Raw genomic sequence first — 12,132 nt, forward strand, 5'->3', positions numbered from 1 at the left:
GCATTTGTAAAAAATCCCCCCAAAACAACAGCGGATAGACCACGCCACCCGCTGCCGCCAAACTATCCACATCTTATTACGCGCAAGCCATCCGCACACCCAAGACAGCGAGACCAAACCATGCCTGATAGCAAAGCCACCACCACCGATTGGCGCATTGTCGGCGTTTCCGGCGACACCATCGACGGCCGCCTCATCAACGCCCAAGAGCTGGAGGAAATGGCCGCGCAATACGACCCCGAAATCTACGGCGCCCGTATCAACCTCGAGCACGTCAATTTCCTGCTGCCCGACTATGCCGGCGGTTATGGCGACGTGCTCGAACTCAAAACCGAGCCTTGGCACAAAGACCCGAGCAAAACCGCACTGCACGCCAAGATCGCCGTGCTGCCCGCCCTGCAAAAACTGTGGGATGAAGGCAAGAAAATCTATACCAGCATGGAAATCGTGCGCCCATTTGCCGACACCGGCAAAGCCTACCTCGCCGGCCTCGCTATTACTGACACGCCGGCCAGCCTCGGCACCACCGCCAATTTTTCCCGCGCCGCCGAACAAGCCGGCAGTCAACAAACCGTTTTTTCCGCCTACCGCCTACTTGAGGAAACCGTTATGCCGCAAAACCAAACCCAGCCACAAAACCCAACCGCCGACAAACCGCTCACCGAAGCCGGTGCCGAAAGCCTGTTTGCCCGCCTGCTCGCCAAATTCACTGCTGGCAGCAAACCCGAGCAGCAGCCAGCCGAGCCTGCCCAACCGGCCGCCGCGAAGCCAGAAGACTACAGCCAAACCATCGCTGACATTCGCCAGGAATACCAAACCGCCGCCGAGCTCGTGCAAAAGCTGATCGACAAGCAAGAGGCCGACGCCCAAGCCTATAACCAACTGGCTGCCAACCACGAAACCCTGCGCCAAGAATTTGATGCCATGAAACTACGCCTCGAGACTGAACCCGCAGAAGGTGCGCGCCAAGAGCACACCGGCAGCAACAACCCGACGCCGACCGTCGGCTGGTAAGCAGCAGGCTACCTGAAATCATCACACCTAAACCGCCACATCCTCTACAGAAAGAAACCATCATGCGCACCCAACAACGAAAAACCGCCATTGCCGGCCTGTTTAGCGCCGTCGCCGCCGCCAACCACATCGCCCCCGATGAAGTCAGCAAAGACTTTGCCGTCGAACCCGCCGCCGTGCAGAAGATGTACGACGAAATCGCCCTCTCCAGCGAACTGCTGCAGAAAATCAACATCGTCGGGAAAGAGGAAAAAATCGGCCAGATTATCGGCCTATCCAGCGGCCTCATCGGCTCCAATACCGACACCGCCGCCGCCAACAAAACCCGCGCCCCGCGCAGCATCCACAGTTTGAGCGACCGTAAATTCCTGCTGGAAAAAACCAACTTCGACGTGGCCCTCCGCTACGACGAAATCGACGGCTGGGCAGCTGTAGCCAAAGATTTCCCCGCCCGCATCAACAAGAAAATCGCCGAATCCATCGGCATCAGCCTGATTACCATCGGCGTCAACGGCAAGAAACGCGTGAAAGACAGCGATTTTGCCAGCAATCCACTGCTGCAAGACGTAGCCAAAGGCTGGCTGCAGAAAATGCGTGAGGAAAATCAAACCCGCGTCATGGGCTGGCAGTCCGGCCAAATCGGAACCACCAAGCAGGCTGTTAAATACGGTCCCGGCGCATCTGAATACAAAAACCTCGATGCCGTGGTAACCGACGTGCTCAACGAAATGGTGGACGAACGTTTTGCCGACCGCACCGACTTCGTTGTGCTGGCTTCACGCCGCACCGTGGGCGATAAATACCTCCGCATCGTTAATGCCAGCGGCGACAAAGCCACCGAAATCGAGGCCGGCGGCCGCCTGAATGAGAAACGCACCCTCGGCGGCTTGCCCGTGATGTATGTGCCCAATTTCCCGGCCGACACCATCCTAGTTACCCCGCTGAAAAACCTGTCTATCTACTATCAGACCGGCGGCGAGCGTCGCCACATTAAAGACGCGCCCGAGCGCGACCAAATTGAGAGCTACCAGTCCAAAAATATCGACTATATCGTCGAAGAGTACGGCGCCGCCGTGCTGGTGGAAAACCTCGAATACGCCGCCTAACCACCACCGCCAGCCGGCTGCCACATTCGGCAGCCGGCCGTTTACCGAATCATTAAGGAAACCGCAATTATGACTAGCCCCGCACGTCGCCACTTTTTGCAGGAAAGCGCCCGCCTTGCCGCCGAGGCTGGTGGCGACATCCCTCTTGCCGAATTAAGCGTTTATCAGCAGCTGCTCAAACAACTGTATCAAGACAAAACCATCCTTAAAGCCATCAACGGCAACACCGATAAAGCCAAAGCCAAGGCTGACATGCTGCCAGCCTACGCCGAATGGATTGCCGGGGTGCTGCAGGGTGAGCAAGCTCAAACAGACGACAAAATCACGCCAACTGTGCTGATTTGGATGATTGATTGTGGCCTGCTCGATGAAGCTATGCCGCTCGCCGCTTTCGCGCTAGAGCACCAATTGCCAACCGCTGATGAGTTCCAACGTGAAATGCCTGATTTGCTGCTTGAAGAGTACGCAGACCAGCTTTCCGCCGGGTGCACCATCACCGGCGACCACCTGAAAACCCTGGTCGAATGGGCCACCGCCAAAGGCGAAGACGGCCTGCACCGCTACAACGTCAATGACAACATCCGCGCCAAGCTGCTCAAAGCCGCAGGCGAATGGGCTGAAGAGCAGCAAATGCCAGGCTACGCCCGCAGCCTGTATGAAACCGCGCTCACTTATAACGACCGTGTCGGCGTGAAAACCCGCATCACCGCATTAAGTAAAGGCGACAGCTAACCTTCTCCCCCGCCGTATGGGGCGCGGCGGCCTGTCTGTCGGATTTCCTGTTGTTTCCTTTGCCGCCAGCCCGTGCCGCCGCTGCCGCCATACCAAAACATAACCTCCGAGCCGTGCCATGTCCGAACTCACTTTCCCAACTGCCCCAAGTAACGAACAGCCGCCCAGGCTCAAAACCATCAGCTCGGGCAGTTTTTGGCCGGAAATCGACCTCGACCATCTGCGCCAAGCTGCCCGCATCGACGCCACGATCACCCCAGAACGCCTGCACCATACAGCAATCGAAGCGGTGGCCTATGTCAATGCCCAGTTGGCCGAACTGATGCGCCTTCGCCCGCAATTAGCCCGCGCCGATGACCTCACCATCAATGGCGAAAGCATCCGCCACCACCGCTACCGCCGCGCCGTGTACTGCTACACCAAAGCCTTATTGCTCGAAGCCTATGCCGACTACGACGCCACCGGTAAAGCTGCCGAACGCGCCGCCGCCAAACAAGAGCAAGCCGAAGACTACCGCCGCGAAGGGCATCACGCCATTGCCTGGCTGCTCGGCCGCCGCCGCATCGATAGCGAACTACTTTGAGGCTACCTGAAATGCGCCGAATCACCCAAGCTGCCGATACCGTCATCAGCACCGAAGGCGACACCATTAGCGCCATTGCTTACCGCCTCTATGGCAGCAGCCGCCACCGGGTGGAAGAGATTTTGGAGCGTAACCCCGGCCTGTGCCGCTATCCGGCGCAACTGCCTGCTGGCATCGCCATCAGCCTGCCCATCCAACAAAACAACAACGAGCCGGCTGTTATTAAAACCGTCAATTTGTGGGATTAAACCAATCATGACTCCAACCCCTACCTCTGACAAACACACCGCTCTAGTCAATACCGCCGTTATTGTGATCGGCAGCTACCACCTGCCTATTTCCATCGCTTTCGGCGCACTGGTCGGCTCCAGCCTGTTTATCTTGAGCCGTCGCGGGCATGGCCCAGTATATAAGGCTTGGCTGTTTGCCCTCTCCTATTTCTCCGGCGTATTTGGTGGCGAAGATGCTGCCGCCATTCTCAATTGGATGTTGCCCGACCGTGGCCTGTTGCAAATAAACGAGTTCACCGGTGCCGTGCTCGCCTCCGCATTTTCCGTGGCCATGATCCAGTACGCCTATTCCATCATCGACCGCCGCACCCGAGAGGAGGAAGATTTATGATGACCCAATTGCAATACGGCATTATTGGTGCCCTCGCCACTGCCTCGGCCATCAGCGTGATGTTTTTCGACAAGCGCGGCAAAACCCACAAGCCGCTGGCCTCCGTCATCGCCTATCTGATTTTTTTACAAATGGCCGCGCTCGCCGGCGCCGCCTATCTGCGCGCCGACCGCCTCATCGTTTGGCTGCTCATCCTCGGCCTCGCGCTATACACCGGCAGCATCCTGCTGGCGCGTGGCAACGTCACCAAAATCCAACCACCAGGAAACCGGAGTAAATCATCATGACCCCATTGCTCAAACATGGCGATAAAGGCGAGCCCGTCGCCGTCCTACAACGTGCCCTCATCGCCGCCGGCCACCCAATCGCCGCCGATGGTGATTTCGGCGATAAAACCGAAGCCGCCCTCATCGCTTACCAACAACAGCGCGGCCTCGTTGCCGACGGGATTTATGGCCCCGCGACCGCCGCCGCCATTGCCCATGTATCCACAAAAGGCTACCTGAAAGAAGCCGACATCCAAACCGCTGCTGCTTTGCTAGACGTTGATGTCGCCGCCATCAAAGCCATCGTGCAGGTAGAAAGCGCCGGCAGCGGCTACCTGCCGGACGGCCGCGTAAAAATCCTGTTCGAGCGCCATATTTTTTATAAAGAGCTGGTTAAGGCCAAAGGCAAAGAGTTTGCCGAGCACACCGCTGCCGAAGCCCCGCATGTCTGCCACCCGCAGCCGGGCGGCTATCGCGGCGGTGTGGCCGAATATCCGCGCCTCGCCCGCGCAATGGGCATCGATAAAACCGCCGCCCTGCTCGCCGCTTCGTGGGGCTTGTTCCAAATCATGGGTTTTAACCATCAAGCCGCCGGTTTTGATTCTGTGGATGAGTTTGTCGATGCCATGAAGCAAAGCGAAGGGCAACAGCTACAAGCCTTCGCCCGCTTTGTCAAAGCCAACAAAGCCATGCACGCCGCCCTGCAGAAAAAAGACTGGGAAAAATTCGCCAGCCTCTACAACGGCCCCGCCTACAAACGGCACAACTACGACAGCAAGCTCGCCAACGCCTACGCGCGCTATGCCGCTCAAGCCGAACTGGCAGTCGAAAAATAACATCTTCCCGAATAGTGTAATTTTTGAACTGGTGCAAAAAATGCACCAGTTCAGGCTACCTGAAAACTGAAACATGCTCCCCGCCAAATTAAACCTCCCCATCATCCTCGCCGCGCTGCTCGCCGCTTCGGGCATTGCCCAAACTGTGCAGCACTACCGCCTCAAATCCGTGCAAACCCAGCTCACCTATGCCAAAGATGACCTCGCCAGCACCCGCAGTGAGCTCAAACAGGCCGAAGAACGCGCCGCCGCGCTGCAGGCAGCTAATCAGCAAATGATGCAGCAGCTCGCCGCTGCTCAAGCCGAAGCTGCTGCCCGCCGTGATGCACTTGCTCAAGCGCTGCAAACCAATGCCGCATGGCGCGACACAGAGCTGCCCGAATCGCTGAAGGAGCTATTTAAAAAATGACTGAAATCATCCAAATCACCCCGCATTTCACCCTAGCCGAGCTCACCCGCAGCGGCATCGCCGCCGCCCGTGGCCTCAACAATCAGCCAAATGATGCCCAGCTCGCCAATATCCGATCCACCGCCGAGCGCCTGGAAAAAATCCGCGCCTATTTGTGCCAAAAATACGGGCGCAGCGTCGCCATCCGCGTTACTTCCGGCTTCCGCAGCCCGGCAGTCAATCGTGCCGCCGGTGGCTCGCCCACGTCCGCCCACCTGCACGGCTCGGCTGCCGACATCCGTGCCGCCGGCCTCACCAGCCGCCAACTGGCCGAAGACATCATACAAATGCGCAATGAGGGATTGATTACTTTCGACCAGCTCATCCTCGAGTTCCCGGACACGCCGGGCATCAACTCTTGGGTGCATTTCGGCTGCCGCCACCACAGCGCCGAACGCAACCAAGTTAAAACATCGGCAAAACGCCGCATCGGTGGCAGGCTGCAAACTGTCTATTTGGAGGGATTAACCGCATGAGCCACGCCCAAGCCGTCATTGCCGCCACCTTATTGCTGGCCGCCTGCACCCCGAAAACCGTTGTTCGTTATCTGCCCCCGAGCTGCCCCACCGTGCCCGAATGCACCCGCGCCCCCGTCAGCCTCACCACCAACGGCGACCTCGCCCAAGCCTATTTGCAGCGTGATGCCGAATTGGCGCAATGCAAAATCGCCCGAGATACCCTGCAACGATGCCTCACCACGCCACCGAAACCATGAGCCGCCAAATCGACCAAGCCTGCGAAATCGAAGAGATGCACCGCCGTCTCGCCCTCGAGGAGCAGATAAGAAAAAGCCAAACCGCCGCTGCCGTCTCCGCCTACGAATGCGAAGAATGCGGCGAACCCATCCCCGAAGAGCGCCGCCGCGCCGTTATCGGCTGCCGCTGCTGCGTAACCTGCCAGGAGGAAATCGAACATTATGGAAAAACCCGCATCGCTGCGCGCCGCCATTGAAAAAAGCCTACCGGAAATCGCACAACATCCCGACAAGCTCACCCTGTTTGTCGGCAACGGCCACATCCGCGCCTACAAAGCCACCCTCTCGCACACCGCCGAATTCACCCTCTCCCTGCTGATTACCGATTTCACCAGCAACCTCGACGCGCTGCACACCACTATCGTCAATTGGTTGCAAACCCATCAGCCCGATATTCTTGGGCCCGGCAACACCGACCCGGCCGCCTACCGCTTCGAGGCCGACATCCTTGCTGATAACAGCTACGACATCCTCATCGAGCTCAAGCTGTCAGAGCGCACCCGCGCCCTAGTGGACGATAACGGCAACGTCAAAATAGACCACCAGCCCGAGCCGCAGCATAAAAAAGACCTCGTAGGCATCCTCGGCAATGGCGGTTAAGGCTACCTGAAAGAGGCTACCTGAAATGTCCGCATCCCCCGAACTCGACCGCTACATCGAAAATCTCGACACCTTAATCCGCAAGCTGTCGCCTGCCGAACGCCGCCGCCTTGCCGGCGACATCGGACGCCAAATCCGCCAGGCCAATAAACGCCGCATCCAAGCCAACATCGCGCCAGACGGCAACCGCTTCACCCCGCGCCGTGGCGTGGCCGCGCGCAAATTCGGCGGCCGCCTGCGGGTGGAGCAGGATTTTGTTTACAACGGCAAACTACGCCGCTTCCGCACCCTGCGCCAACTACCCGACACCGATGCTGTGGCCGGCTGGGAATACACCACCGGCCACCTATTCAAGGCTCTGCGCAGCAAAATCGGCAAGCCGGACAACAGCCCGCGCGGCAAGCTGATGTTTCGCAAGCTGCACCAATACAAATACCTCAAACTCAGAACCACCGATAACGAGGCCGCGGTCGGCTTTATGAGCGGTTTGGCGGCCTATATTGCTGCCGCCCACCAATACGGCGAAGACGGCCGCCCAGCCCGTGAACTGCTCGGTTTCTCCGCTGAAGATTTGAGCATGATCGAAGAGCTGGTTATCCAGCATTTCAACGCTGCCAAATAAAAGAGGCCACCTGAACATTCAGGCAGCCTTTGCCGCTTGTAAAAAAAACCCTCAAACCACCAGTCGACTGCCCGCGCGCGGAAGCGGCGGCATAATCGGCACACGTCCATTTTACGAGCCACCCCGTGAACACCGCCGAACTCTCCCGCCTGCTCGCCAACCTCATCAAGCAGGGCACGATTGCCGAAAGCGACCCGGCAGCCAGCCGCGTGCGCGTGCTGCACGGCGGCCTCACCACCGATTGGTTGCCTTATTTCGTGCCCGCTGCAGGCGGGGTGTCCGTACATCGCCCGCCCAGCGTCGGCGAAAACTGCATTGTGTTATCCCCCAGCGGTGAACCTGCCAACGGTGTCGTCTTGTGCGGCATGGCCTCCGACCAATTCCCGCAACCAGGACAATCGGCAGACGAAACCATCGTCAAATTTCCAGACGGCGCAGTCGCCAAATACAACCACGCCGCCAGTACGCTCAATATTTCCGGCATCAATACAGCCAACATCCAAGCTGCCAGCCTGACTACCGTCGATTGCCCGCAAAGCACCTTCACCGGCGCCGTTACCGTGCAGGGATTGTTTACCTACCAATCCGGCATGGCCGGCAGCAACGGCGCCACCGGCACCACTACCATCGAGGGCGATTTTAAACACACCGGCAATTTTGAAAACACCGGCAAAGTCAGCAGCAACAACGTGGTGCTCGACAGCCACGTCCACAGCGGAGTGCTGGCAGGCGGTGCAGATACAGGTGGCCCAAAATGATGTCAGAAACCACCGGCCGCCTGTTGCCACTTACCGACCACGTCCGCCAATCCATCCGCAATATCCTGTTTACCGCCGTCGGCACCCGCGTCCAGCGCGAAGAATATGGCAGCCTGTTGCCGCTGCTGATGGATGCGCCGCTCAACGAAATCACACTATTGCGCTGCAACGCCGCCGTGGTGCTGGCGCTCGCCAAATGGGAGCCGCGCTTGGTGATTACCGCCGCCGAAACCCGCGCCGCACCGACCGATAGCGGCTTGCGCGTAGAAATCAGTATTACCGGACGGCTAGGCGGCCAAATCGAAAACTTTATTGTCGGATTATAACTATATGGAAATCGACCTTACCCAACTGCCCGCTCCTGATGCGGTCGAGGTGTTTAGCTTTGAGCAGATTTTTGCGCGCAAAAAGCAGCAGCTCATTGCGCTCTGCCCGGAAAACATCCGCACCGTCATTGCCGCCACGCTGGAGCTCGAAAGCGAACCGCTCACCATCGACCTGCAGCAGCAAGCCTATTCCGAAATGTTGGTGCGCCAGCGCATCAATGAAGCCACCCGCGCCGGCTTTTTGGCCTTGGCTGCCGGTGCCGACCTCGACCATATCGGCGCCGGTCGAGGACTCACCCGCAAAATCATTCAGGCCGCCGACCCCACGCAAATCCCGCCTGTGCCGGAAATCAAAGAATCCGACAGCGACTTTAGAAAACGCATCCAGCTCCACCCGGAGAAATTCGCAGCGGCTGGGCCTCGTGCCGCCTACATCGCCCACGCGCTGGACGTAGATGGCGTAGAGGATGCCAACCCTACCCGCCCCGTGGCCGGAACCGTACGCGTCTATATCAAGAGCTACGCCAACCAAGGCGTGCCGGAACGCTCATTGCTCGATGCTGTGGCCGCCTACCTGTCTGCCGACGAGCGCCGCCCATTAAACGACTTGGTCGAAGTAGAAGCCGCCACGCCCAAGGTTATCAGTATCGAATATGAAACCGTGTTTGAGAGTGGCCCCGATAAAACCCTGGTCGCCGCCCAGCAGCGCCGTGATTTGGATAAGGTGCTGGATGAAAACAGCGGCCTGGCCGGTGAGCTGGCGCTCTCCAAAATCATCGGCGCGCTGGATGTGGTCGGCGCGAAAAAAGTGCGCCTGATCCAGCCCGCCGCCGACATCGTTTGCACCGCCGGAGAATTTATCCGCGTCGCCACCATAACCGCCCGAGAGGTCGGCGCATGAGCCAAACCATCCTACCCAGCAACAACAGCCCATTGATGCACGCGCTCGCCCGGCTCACAGAGGCCGAAACTGCCGCCATCGATTGGCGCGTGATTACCCAGTCCAAAGACCCGGCCGTGTGCGCCGCCGTTTGGCTGCCGTGGCTGGCTTGGGAGAACAGCATCAGCGACGCCGAAGGCTGGCGATTTGCTGAAACCGAACAAGCGCAGCGCAACCTCATCGCCGGCTACATCGAAAAGCATCAGCTCAAAGGTACCCCCGCCGTCATCCGCCGCCTGTTTAGAGACTTGCAGCTTGGCGAAATTGAAATCCTCGAGCGGGTAACAGAAAAAACATGGGATGGCAGCTTTAATTTTGACGGCTCGCACCTGTTCGGCGGCGCGCCTGGAGACTGGGCTAAATATGCCATCGTCCTCAAGCGCGTAATCAGCATTGAACAAGCCGAAGTCATCAAAGCGCTGCTCGCAGAAATCGCCCCTGCCCGCTGCCAGCTGCTCTATCTCGACTATCGCAGCAATCCGCTGTACTGGAATGGCGAAATCACTTTCAACGGCAACTACACATTTGGAGCAATCACAAGTGGCTAATATCAAAAACACCAAAGAATGGGTGGAAAACGTCCGCCAAATCGAAGTCGGCGACCGCGTGATCGGCGGCACCGATGCCCCTATCAATATCTGCATCTCCCACCTTGTCGGGCGCACAGGCTACCTGAAAGACAAAATCGATGCTGTGCCAACCGACAGCGTCGCCGGCCTGCTTAAAATCTCCTCTGTTACTAATAGCACCGACGAAGACACCGCAGCCTCATTAAAAGCTGTCAAGGCCGCCTACGACAAAGCCGTTGCTGCCGAAGAAGCAGCAGAAGGCACAGTCAAAACCACCGACAACCAAGAAATCGCCGGCGACAAAGCCTTTACCGGCATTGCCACTCTGAAAAAAGGCGCGATTGTGGCTGACAGCGTAGGCGACTTTAACGCCAACCAATACCTGCAAATCGGCTCGAACAACGTAAATTCATATCTCCACAACAAGAAGAGCGGCAAATATCTCTCCATGCGTAACGACGGCGAGCTGCGCTATGACGGCAAGCGACTGCTCACTGTGGATGACTTCCCCGCTCAGAAAACCACTTCAGGCTACATAAAAACGCCAAGCGGACTGATTTTTGAATGGGGTACGGCCCAAGTGCCTGTTGATAGTTATGTCCAGGTAGTATTCCCATTAGCATTCCCGACTGCCTGCCTTAATGTGCAGGCCACCGCTGTTCTTGACCAGGCTGTCCCAGGTGCAACCGTATTATCCGCCCATGTAGGGAGAATCAACCAAACCGGCTGCCATGTTGGCGTATCGGAAAACGGCATAGTCGGCCCAAGGCCTGTGTATTGGCTGGCTATAGGACATTAACAGGAGATACAGCATGACCATCTATTATTCGAAATCCAATCAGGCGTTTTACGACTCCACCATCCATACAACATGGCCGGAGGATGTGGTAGAGATTACTGCCGAATACCATGCCACGCTGCTGGCCGGGCAAGCGCAGGGTAAAACCATCATGCCCGGCAAAGATGGCAAGCCGGTTTTAACACTCCCAGCACCCAGCCATCTGCACCAATGGAACGGGAAAGAATGGGTGTTAGATAAAGCCGCCGCTTCCTGGTTACTGGCCGAAGCAATCGACAAAGGCACGGATGCGATTAACAACCTGGTGGATGAAGCCTACCGCCACGTTACCCGCTTCCAGCCTGAATATGAAGTGCGCGAGCAACAGGCAAGGGATTACAAGGCCGGCGGCTGCAAAGGGGAAGCACCGATGCAAGTAGCTGCCTTTGCCAAGCCTGCTGGTAAAACTGCCTGCGAAGCGACCGACATCATAATCGCCCAAGCCGACAACTTGCGCATGGTCATGGGCAAACTGGGCGTATTGCGGATGCGCAAGTTTGAACTGAAAGGCTTGCAGACTGCCGCCGAAGTAGAGAAACGCACGGCAGAAATCTTGGCGGAGATTAAGCCGATTGCCGACAAGCTATGCGAGGTGGGCAAATGAGTAATCACCAAATCTATCTCGCCTTGTACAAAGGCCGTCGTGATGGCTCCGGCTGGCGCGTATGGTGTGCAAGAGCGACCGACTGGCTCACGCGCGTTTTAACCCGTGGCCAGTACAGCCACTGCGAAATTGCCGTCAGGCTACCTGAAAACGCCGCCGACGGCTCGCCATTATATGAGTGCCGAAGCGCCAGTATCCGCGACGGTGGGGTGCGTATGAAGGTCATGCCGCTGCCGACGGACAAATGGGATGTTATCCCGCTGCCAGCCAGCCAGGCTATGGCCGAACGTTTGCAAAGCCTGTGGGATAACACCCGCGCCGCGCCCTATGATTTTGCCGGTGCGTTAGGTTTGGCTATTGCCTGCAGCCACAGCCGCCGCCGGTGGTTTTGCTCCGAATGGTGCGCCCAGGCCATCGGCCTGCCTGAAAGCTGGCGCTTTAGTCCCAACAGCCTGCCTGCCGTGGTGTATACCTTTATCAATCGCGGCTGCCAGCTGTAAAAAATCCCCCTAAAA

At 57.9% G+C, this 12,132-nt stretch carries 21 protein-coding genes; all 21 read left to right on the forward strand.

Features of this window, described 5'->3' with window-relative positions; translation table 11 throughout:
- Window positions 1–120 precede the first annotated feature (120 nt).
- The 21 genes from ACO6EE_RS07055 (at window position 121) to ACO6EE_RS07155 (ending at window position 12,117) form a co-directional block, all read left to right on the forward strand.
- Complete coding sequence (locus ACO6EE_RS07055; protein ID WP_485960226.1) at window positions 121–1,014, forward strand: GPO family capsid scaffolding protein; 894 nt, start codon at window positions 121–123, stop codon at window positions 1,012–1,014.
- 62 nt (window positions 1,015–1,076) lie between these two features.
- Complete coding sequence (locus ACO6EE_RS07060; protein ID WP_485960228.1) at window positions 1,077–2,120, forward strand: phage major capsid protein, P2 family; 1,044 nt, start codon at window positions 1,077–1,079, stop codon at window positions 2,118–2,120.
- A 69-nt stretch (window positions 2,121–2,189) separates the two neighbouring features.
- Window positions 2,190–2,852 carry a phage terminase small subunit gene (gpM, locus tag ACO6EE_RS07065; protein WP_485960229.1) on the forward strand — a complete coding sequence of 221 codons (663 nt, stop codon included), beginning with the start codon at window positions 2,190–2,192 and terminating at the stop codon, window positions 2,850–2,852.
- Window positions 2,853–2,970: 118 nt separating this feature from the next.
- Window positions 2,971–3,435 carry a head completion/stabilization protein gene (locus ACO6EE_RS07070; protein ID WP_485960231.1) on the forward strand — a complete coding sequence of 155 codons (465 nt, stop codon included), beginning with the start codon at window positions 2,971–2,973 and terminating at the stop codon, window positions 3,433–3,435.
- Window positions 3,436–3,446: 11 nt separating this feature from the next.
- Complete coding sequence (locus ACO6EE_RS07075; protein ID WP_485960232.1) at window positions 3,447–3,683, forward strand: tail protein X; 237 nt, start codon at window positions 3,447–3,449, stop codon at window positions 3,681–3,683.
- A 7-nt stretch (window positions 3,684–3,690) separates the two neighbouring features.
- Window positions 3,691–4,056 (forward strand): putative holin, encoded by a 366-nt coding sequence (locus tag ACO6EE_RS07080; protein ID WP_485960233.1) that lies wholly within the window; start codon window positions 3,691–3,693, stop codon window positions 4,054–4,056.
- A complete protein-coding gene (locus tag ACO6EE_RS07085; protein ID WP_485960234.1) occupies window positions 4,053–4,343 on the forward strand; it encodes a phage holin family protein in 291 nt (96 codons plus the stop codon). Before ACO6EE_RS07080 ends, ACO6EE_RS07085 begins: the two co-directional genes overlap by 4 nt.
- The gene (locus ACO6EE_RS07090; RefSeq protein WP_485960235.1) at window positions 4,340–5,158 is read left to right on the forward strand and encodes an N-acetylmuramidase domain-containing protein; all 819 of its coding nucleotides are present in this window, start codon (window positions 4,340–4,342) and stop codon (window positions 5,156–5,158) included. Before ACO6EE_RS07085 ends, ACO6EE_RS07090 begins: the two co-directional genes overlap by 4 nt.
- 73 nt (window positions 5,159–5,231) lie before the next feature.
- On the forward strand, window positions 5,232–5,567 hold the full coding sequence (locus tag ACO6EE_RS07095) for a hypothetical protein (protein WP_485960236.1): 336 nt from the start codon (window positions 5,232–5,234) through the stop codon (window positions 5,565–5,567).
- Window positions 5,564–6,082, forward strand: a complete 519-nt coding sequence (locus ACO6EE_RS07100) for a D-Ala-D-Ala carboxypeptidase family metallohydrolase (RefSeq protein ID WP_485960237.1) — start codon at window positions 5,564–5,566, stop codon at window positions 6,080–6,082. Before ACO6EE_RS07095 ends, ACO6EE_RS07100 begins: the two co-directional genes overlap by 4 nt.
- A complete protein-coding gene (gene lysC, locus ACO6EE_RS07105) occupies window positions 6,079–6,321 on the forward strand; it encodes an Rz1-like lysis system protein LysC (protein ID WP_485960238.1) in 243 nt (80 codons plus the stop codon). The genes ACO6EE_RS07100 and lysC overlap by 4 nt, the downstream gene beginning before the upstream one ends.
- Window positions 6,294–6,557 (forward strand): TraR/DksA C4-type zinc finger protein, encoded by a 264-nt coding sequence (locus ACO6EE_RS07110; RefSeq protein WP_485960240.1) that lies wholly within the window; start codon window positions 6,294–6,296, stop codon window positions 6,555–6,557. Before lysC ends, ACO6EE_RS07110 begins: the two co-directional genes overlap by 28 nt.
- Entirely contained in the window at window positions 6,523–6,960 is a 438-nt protein-coding gene (locus ACO6EE_RS07115) for a phage tail protein (RefSeq protein WP_485960242.1), read from the forward strand. Before ACO6EE_RS07110 ends, ACO6EE_RS07115 begins: the two co-directional genes overlap by 35 nt.
- A 25-nt stretch (window positions 6,961–6,985) precedes the next feature.
- A complete protein-coding gene (locus ACO6EE_RS07120) occupies window positions 6,986–7,582 on the forward strand; it encodes a phage virion morphogenesis protein (protein WP_485960244.1) in 597 nt (198 codons plus the stop codon).
- 125 nt (window positions 7,583–7,707) lie between these two features.
- Entirely contained in the window at window positions 7,708–8,340 is a 633-nt protein-coding gene (locus tag ACO6EE_RS07125; protein WP_485960246.1) for a phage baseplate assembly protein V, read from the forward strand.
- Window positions 8,337–8,666 (forward strand): GPW/gp25 family protein, encoded by a 330-nt coding sequence (locus tag ACO6EE_RS07130; protein WP_485960248.1) that lies wholly within the window; start codon window positions 8,337–8,339, stop codon window positions 8,664–8,666. Before ACO6EE_RS07125 ends, ACO6EE_RS07130 begins: the two co-directional genes overlap by 4 nt.
- A gap of 4 nt (window positions 8,667–8,670) precedes the next feature.
- The gene (locus tag ACO6EE_RS07135) at window positions 8,671–9,567 is read left to right on the forward strand and encodes a baseplate assembly protein (protein WP_485960249.1); all 897 of its coding nucleotides are present in this window, start codon (window positions 8,671–8,673) and stop codon (window positions 9,565–9,567) included.
- The gene (locus ACO6EE_RS07140; RefSeq protein WP_485960250.1) at window positions 9,564–10,154 is read left to right on the forward strand and encodes a phage tail protein I; all 591 of its coding nucleotides are present in this window, start codon (window positions 9,564–9,566) and stop codon (window positions 10,152–10,154) included. The genes ACO6EE_RS07135 and ACO6EE_RS07140 overlap by 4 nt, the downstream gene beginning before the upstream one ends.
- On the forward strand, window positions 10,147–10,974 hold the full coding sequence (locus tag ACO6EE_RS07145; RefSeq protein ID WP_485960251.1) for a phage tail protein: 828 nt from the start codon (window positions 10,147–10,149) through the stop codon (window positions 10,972–10,974). Before ACO6EE_RS07140 ends, ACO6EE_RS07145 begins: the two co-directional genes overlap by 8 nt.
- Window positions 10,975–10,987: 13 nt before the next feature.
- Window positions 10,988–11,617 carry a hypothetical protein gene (locus tag ACO6EE_RS07150; protein WP_485960253.1) on the forward strand — a complete coding sequence of 210 codons (630 nt, stop codon included), beginning with the start codon at window positions 10,988–10,990 and terminating at the stop codon, window positions 11,615–11,617.
- Window positions 11,614–12,117, forward strand: a complete 504-nt coding sequence (locus tag ACO6EE_RS07155; protein ID WP_485960255.1) for a hypothetical protein — start codon at window positions 11,614–11,616, stop codon at window positions 12,115–12,117. The genes ACO6EE_RS07150 and ACO6EE_RS07155 overlap by 4 nt, the downstream gene beginning before the upstream one ends.
- Window positions 12,118–12,132: the final 15 nt, after the last annotated feature.

This window comes from Eikenella sp. (assembly GCF_057315495.1).

What these genes read in the sequence shown, in the direction of transcription:
- ACO6EE_RS07095 (WP_485960236.1), top strand. Translation starts at nt 5,232, where the DNA reads ATGCTCCCCGCCAAATTAAACCTCCCCATCATCCTCGCCGCGCTGCTC.
- ACO6EE_RS07060 (WP_485960228.1), top strand. Translation starts at nt 1,077, where the DNA reads ATGCGCACCCAACAACGAAAAACCGCCATTGCCGGCCTGTTTAGCGCC.
- ACO6EE_RS07110 (WP_485960240.1), top strand. Translation starts at nt 6,294, where the DNA reads ATGCCTCACCACGCCACCGAAACCATGAGCCGCCAAATCGACCAAGCC.
- gpM (WP_485960229.1), top strand. Translation starts at nt 2,190, where the DNA reads ATGACTAGCCCCGCACGTCGCCACTTTTTGCAGGAAAGCGCCCGCCTT.
- ACO6EE_RS07140 (WP_485960250.1), top strand. Translation starts at nt 9,564, where the DNA reads ATGAGCCAAACCATCCTACCCAGCAACAACAGCCCATTGATGCACGCG.
- ACO6EE_RS07085 (WP_485960234.1), top strand. Translation starts at nt 4,053, where the DNA reads ATGATGACCCAATTGCAATACGGCATTATTGGTGCCCTCGCCACTGCC.
- ACO6EE_RS07120 (WP_485960244.1), top strand. Translation starts at nt 6,986, where the DNA reads ATGTCCGCATCCCCCGAACTCGACCGCTACATCGAAAATCTCGACACC.
- ACO6EE_RS07130 (WP_485960248.1), top strand. Translation starts at nt 8,337, where the DNA reads ATGATGTCAGAAACCACCGGCCGCCTGTTGCCACTTACCGACCACGTC.
- ACO6EE_RS07075 (WP_485960232.1), top strand. Translation starts at nt 3,447, where the DNA reads ATGCGCCGAATCACCCAAGCTGCCGATACCGTCATCAGCACCGAAGGC.
- ACO6EE_RS07070 (WP_485960231.1), top strand. Translation starts at nt 2,971, where the DNA reads ATGTCCGAACTCACTTTCCCAACTGCCCCAAGTAACGAACAGCCGCCC.
- ACO6EE_RS07090 (WP_485960235.1), top strand. Translation starts at nt 4,340, where the DNA reads ATGACCCCATTGCTCAAACATGGCGATAAAGGCGAGCCCGTCGCCGTC.
- ACO6EE_RS07100 (WP_485960237.1), top strand. Translation starts at nt 5,564, where the DNA reads ATGACTGAAATCATCCAAATCACCCCGCATTTCACCCTAGCCGAGCTC.
- ACO6EE_RS07135 (WP_485960249.1), top strand. Translation starts at nt 8,671, where the DNA reads ATGGAAATCGACCTTACCCAACTGCCCGCTCCTGATGCGGTCGAGGTG.
- ACO6EE_RS07080 (WP_485960233.1), top strand. Translation starts at nt 3,691, where the DNA reads ATGACTCCAACCCCTACCTCTGACAAACACACCGCTCTAGTCAATACC.
- ACO6EE_RS07155 (WP_485960255.1), top strand. Translation starts at nt 11,614, where the DNA reads ATGAGTAATCACCAAATCTATCTCGCCTTGTACAAAGGCCGTCGTGAT.
- ACO6EE_RS07150 (WP_485960253.1), top strand. Translation starts at nt 10,988, where the DNA reads ATGACCATCTATTATTCGAAATCCAATCAGGCGTTTTACGACTCCACC.
- ACO6EE_RS07055 (WP_485960226.1), top strand. Translation starts at nt 121, where the DNA reads ATGCCTGATAGCAAAGCCACCACCACCGATTGGCGCATTGTCGGCGTT.
- lysC (WP_485960238.1), top strand. Translation starts at nt 6,079, where the DNA reads ATGAGCCACGCCCAAGCCGTCATTGCCGCCACCTTATTGCTGGCCGCC.
- ACO6EE_RS07115 (WP_485960242.1), top strand. Translation starts at nt 6,523, where the DNA reads ATGGAAAAACCCGCATCGCTGCGCGCCGCCATTGAAAAAAGCCTACCG.